This is a genomic window from Cellulomonas algicola, assembly GCF_003851725.1.
Taxonomy (GTDB): Bacteria; Actinomycetota; Actinomycetes; order Actinomycetales; family Cellulomonadaceae; genus Cellulomonas; species Cellulomonas algicola.
In genome coordinates this window covers 1-5,097 of sequence record NZ_BHYL01000313.1, presented here as the reverse complement: position 1 = coordinate 5,097, position 5,097 = coordinate 1, and the positions used below count along the sequence as shown (strand labels likewise).

Below are 5,097 nucleotides of genomic sequence, written 5' to 3'. Positions count from 1 at the left end.
CGCCCGGGTCACGGCCGCGGCGGACGCCGGCGCCCGGCCCGCAGCCGCGGCTGCCGCCGTCGGGCAGCTCGCGGTCGGGCTCGCGGTGCTCGCGGCGCTCGTCACCGGGGTGCCCGCTGTCGGTGCCGGGCTGCTCGCACCCGTCGAGCTCGCGGTGGTCGTGCTGACGCCGCTCGCCGCGTTCGAGGCCACGTCGCTCCTGCCCGCCGCCGCGATCCAGGTCCAGCGGTCGCGAGCGGCGGCCGCACGCATCCTCGCGCTGCTGGACGACTCCGGAGCGCCCGCAGGTCCGCAGGAGCTGTCCGCAGCGACCGCACGGACCGCGGGCGGTGCCGCCGCAGGGCCGTCGTCCCGCGGGACGGGCCACGCGACGGCGGACCCCCGCGGGGACGCCACGGTGTCGTCGACTGCGGACGCGACCCCCGCGACCGACACCCGCGACGCGGCAGCGGCCGACCCGGTGCTGCGCGCCGCGGGCGTGACGTGCGCGTGGCCCGACGGCCGTGACGTCGTGCGCGGGCTCGACGTCACGCTGCGCCGCGGCCGGTCGGTCGCGGTCGTCGGCCCGAGCGGCACCGGCAAGACGACCACGCTGCTCACGCTCGCCGGCCTGCTGCCGTCGGCCGCGGGCACGGTGTCGCTCGACGGCACCGACGTCGGAGGGCTCGCGCGCGTAGACGTCGCGGCGGCCGTGGTCGCGGTGACCGAGGACGCGCACGTCTTCGGCACGACCGTCCTCGAGAACCTGCGCGTCGCCCGCGGCGACGTGACCCCGGACGAGGCCCGCGCCACGCTCGACCGCGTCGGCCTCGGCCCGTGGCTCGCAAGCCTGCCCGAGGGCCTCGACACGCTCGTCGGCCCCGACGCCCGCACGGTGTCCGGCGGCGAGCGCCGCCGGCTGCTGCTCGCCCGCACGCTGCTCGCACCCGCTCCCCTCGTGCTCGTCGACGAGCCCGCCGAGCACCTCGACGCGGCGACCGCGGACCGCCTGGTCGGCACGCTGCTCGACGAGGCGCGCAGCGGCCGGCGCGGCGTGCTCCTCGTGACCCACCGCGTCTCGGCCCTCGCCGACGCCGACGAGGTCCTGTGGCTCGAGGACGGCGCCGTCGCGGCGCGCGGCTCCCACGACGACCTGCTCACGCGGGTCCCGGGCTACCGTGTGGCCCTGGACAGCGAGCAGGGCGACGCCGGGGAGGGCGAGGGTGCGCGATCCCGCGTGGGGCAGGTCGGCGGCGCGACGCATGGCTGAGCGTCCGCCCGTGGAGCGTCCCGTGGTCGGGACCCCGTTCGCGCGCGGGGTGCTGAGCGAGGTCCACTCGGAAGAGGTCGTGGACCTCACCGGCGACGGCGTGGCCGACCTGCTCGACGCGATCCTGTCCGTCGCCGCGCAGCTCGACCTGCCGTCGGTCCTCAACCGGTTCGTGCAGGTCAGCGCCGAGCTCACGGGCGCCCGGTACGCGGCGATCAACGTCCTCGACCCCACCGGCACGTCGACGACCTTCGTCTACGCGGGCGTGCCGACCGCCGTGGCGCGCATGCTCGGCACCGCACCGCACGCGCTCGGCGTGCTCGGCCAGATCCCGATCGAGGGCGCCCTGCGGCTCGACGACCTCACGCACCACCCGGCGTTCCGCGGGTTCCCGAAGGACCACCCGCCGATGGGCTCGTTCCTCGGCGCGTCCGTGCGCACGGGCGAGCGCATCTACGGCCAGCTCTACCTGTCCGAGAAGGAGGGCGGCTTCACCGACGGCGACGAGAGCACGGTCATCTCGCTCGCCGCCGCGGCCGGCGTGGCCGTCGCGAACGCGCAGCTCTACGCCGAGTCCTCGCGCCGGGAGCACTGGCTGCGCGCCGGCCAGGACATCACGACCATGCTGCTCGAGGGCATCGACGAGGAGGAGGCGCTCGAGCACATCGCCGCGACGGCTCGCGAGGTCGCGCACGCCGACACCGCGGCCCTCGCGCTGCCCGGGCTCGGCGGCCGCCTCCTCATCGAGCTCGTCGACGGGCACGACGCCGACAAGCTCATGGGCACGGTCATGCCCGAGGGCGGCCGCGCGTGGACCGTGATGACCGAGGGCAAGGGCCTGCTCACGCCGTCGCTGTCGCAGTCCCGCAGCGTCAAGGTGCCCGCGATGCGCGCGTTCGGGTCCGCGATGTACGCGCCGATGCAGACGTCGGGCCGCGGTGTGGGCGTGCTCATCCTGCTGCGCCGCATCGGCGAGCCGCCGTTCGAGGACGGCGACCTCGCGACCGCCGAGTCGTTCGCCTCGCAGGCGGCCCTCGCCTACGTGCTCGCGGAGGCTCGGCACGCGCAGGACGTCGCGGCGCTGCTCGACGAGCGCGAGCGCATCGCGCGCGACCTGCACGACCTCGCGATCCAGCAGCTCTTCGCGACCGGCATGCAGCTCGAGACGGTCAAGCGTCGGGCGGCGCGGGGTGTCGACCCGAGCGAGCTGCTGAGCATCGTGGACGACGCGCTCGACAACGTCGACTCCTCCGTGCGGCAGATCCGCGAGATCGTCTACGCGCTGCGCGACCCCGACGCCGCGACGGGCCTGGTCGAGCGGCTGCGCCGCGAGGCGTCGCTCGCGCGCACGGGCCTCGGCTTCGCGCCGTCGGTGATCCTGTCGCTCGACGGCAGCGGTCTGTCCGACGACCCGTTCGAGGAGGACCGCTTCGACGACCGCGTGGGCCAGCAGCTGACGGACGACGTCGTGGCGGTCGTGCGCGAGGGGCTCGCCAACGCCGCCCGGCACGCGCACGCGTCGTCGGTCACGGTCCGCATCTCGGTGAACGGCACCGGCCCGCTCGGACGCGTGCTCGTCGAGGTCCAGGACGACGGCACGGGCCTGCCGGAGCGTCGCGACCGCCGCTCGGGCACCGGCAACCTCGCGTCACGGGCCCGGCAGCACGGCGGCTCGTTCACGCTCGGCGCGTCACCCGACGGCCGCGGCACGCTCCTGACCTGGCAGGCCCCGCTCGCCTGACGCGTGCCGAGGTCGACCGCCGGGGATGGTCGGCGGCGGACGCTCCGTCAGTGGCCGGGCTCGGCGCGCCACCCGGCATGCTTGCGCGACGCGACCCACGCCGCGACCTGCGTGCGGCGCTGCAGGCCCATCTTCGCCAGGAGCGACGTGATGTGGTTCTTGACGGTCTTCTCGGCGACGCCGAGCCGCTCCGCGATCTCGCGGTTCGACAGGCCCTCGCCGATGAGGTCGAGCACCCGCAGCTCGCTCGGCGTCAGGTTCTCCGTCGGGTCCTCGTGACCGGCCTTGCGGCGCGTGACGGTGCGCTCGTCGAGGAGCGTCCGACCCGCGGCGACCGCGCGGATGACGTCCGTGATCTCGGCCCCGCGGACCGACTTCAGCAGGTAGGCGGCGGCGCCGGCCTCGAGCGCCGCGGCCAGGGCGTCGTCGTCGTCGAACGACGTGAGGACGATCGCGCGGGCCTCGGGCTGCGACTCGCGCACCGCGCGCATCAGGTCGATGCCGGTGCCGTCGGGCAGCTGCAGGTCGACGAGCATGACCTGCGGGCGCACGAGCCCGGCACGACGCACGCCGTCGCCCACGGACCCGGCCTCGGCGACGACGGTCATGCCGTCCGTCCGCTCGACGACCTCGGCGATCCCGCGGCGGACGACCTCGTGGTCGTCGACGATCATGACGGTGATGGGTCCCGACCTCGTCGGCTGGCTGATCGACGGCACGATGGCATCGTATCCAGGTGTGATCACGGTTCTGCTGCCCACCACGCTGGAGGACGCGCCCGCGTTTCCCGACGACGTGCGCGTCGTCCGGTACGCCCCCGACGCGCCGCCGCCCGACGACGCGCTCGACGCCCAGGTCCTCGTCGCGTGGGGCAACAGCGCCGACAACCTCCGGGCGTGCGCCGAGCGGCTGACCGACCTGCGCTGGGTGCAGACGCTCGCCGCCGGACCCGACGCCGTGCTCGCCGCCGGGTTCGGCCCGGACGTCGTCGTGACGTCGGGCCGTGGCCTGCACGACGGTCCCGTCGCCGAGCACACCCTCGCGCTCGTGCTGGCCGTCGTGCGCCGCGTCCCCGACCTGGTCCGCGCGCAGGCCGAGCACCGGTGGGCCACCGACCTCGGCGGCGTGCAGCCCGTCCGGCCGCGCGACTCGCTCCGCACCCTGGACGGCGCGCGCGTCGCGGTCTGGGGTTTCGGCTCGATCGCCGCCCGCCTCGCGCCGCTGCTCACCGCGCTCGGTGCCGAGGTCACGGGCGTCGCGACGCGAGCGGGCGACCGGCACGGCTACCCCGTCGTCACCGCCGACTCGCTCCCTGACCTGCTCCCCCGCACCGACCTGCTCGTGAGCCTGCTCCCCGCGACGGACGCGACGCGGCACGCCGTCGACGCGCACGTGCTGGGACTGCTGCCCGCGCACGCGTGGGTCGTCAACGTCGGCCGCGGCGCGACGCTCGACGAGGACGCCCTGCTGGACGCCGTCCGGTCCGGTCGGCTCGCGGGCGCCGCGCTCGACGTGTTCGAGGAGGAGCCGCTGCCTGCGACGTCACCGCTGTGGGACGAGCCGCGGATCCTGGTGAGCCCGCACGCGGCCGGCGGGCGACCCGTCGGTGCGGCCGCACTCGTCGCGGAGAACTACGCCGCGTTCTCGGCCGGGCGTCCGCTGCGCAACGTCGTCGAGCGCTGAGTCACCGCTCGCCGCACGATGCCGCCGAGCGCCGAGTCACGCGCGACGCCGGAGCGGCGTGGACCCGCGCGGCGTCACCAGCGGCCGTTGCGGGGACGCGGCTGGCAGCGCGGGCACGTGTACGACGAGCGGTTCATGAACTCGTCGCGCCGTACGGGCGTGCCGCACCGCGGGCAGGGCCGCCCCTCCTGCCCGTACACGGCGAGCGACCGGTCGAAGTAGCCCGACGCCCCGTTGACGTTGACGTAGAGCGCGTCGAAGCTCGTGCCGCCCTGCGCGAGCGCCTGCGTCATGACCTCGTGCGCACCGTCGAGCGCACGCTCGACCTCCGCCCGGCGCAGGGTGTCCGTCGCGCGCGCGTAGTGCAGCCGGGCCCGCCACAGCCCCTCGTCGGCGTAGATGTTGCCGACGCCCGAGACGAGCG

The 5,097-nt window shown here is 75.8% G+C and carries 5 protein-coding genes; 3 read left to right on the top strand and 2 right to left on the bottom strand.

The features are described 5' to 3' along the window. Positions 1-1,249: ATP-binding cassette domain-containing protein (locus CTKZ_RS17390; RefSeq protein ID WP_124344122.1), on the top strand; the 1,249-nt coding region annotated here is incomplete at its 5' end. 10 nt (positions 1,250-1,259) lie between these two features. Further along, entirely contained in the window at positions 1,260-2,990 is a 1,731-nt protein-coding gene (locus tag CTKZ_RS17385) for a sensor histidine kinase (RefSeq protein WP_307720316.1), read from the top strand. 47 nt (positions 2,991-3,037) lie between these two features. Here the strand turns inward: CTKZ_RS17385 and CTKZ_RS17380 are convergent, their stop codons facing one another. Further along, positions 3,038-3,664 (bottom strand): response regulator, encoded by a 627-nt coding sequence (locus tag CTKZ_RS17380; RefSeq protein WP_124344123.1) that lies wholly within the window; start codon positions 3,662-3,664, stop codon positions 3,038-3,040. A gap of 7 nt (positions 3,665-3,671) precedes the next feature. Here CTKZ_RS17380 and CTKZ_RS17375 point away from each other — a divergent pair, with 7 nt between their 5' ends. Beyond that, positions 3,672-4,673, top strand: coding sequence for a phosphoglycerate dehydrogenase (locus tag CTKZ_RS17375; protein ID WP_235843537.1), 1,002 nt, complete (start codon positions 3,672-3,674; stop codon positions 4,671-4,673). A gap of 74 nt (positions 4,674-4,747) precedes the next feature. Here the strand turns inward: CTKZ_RS17375 and CTKZ_RS17370 are convergent. Beyond that, the coding region (locus CTKZ_RS17370; protein ID WP_307720315.1) for a zinc finger domain-containing protein at positions 4,748-5,097 on the bottom strand (350 nt) is incomplete at its 5' end.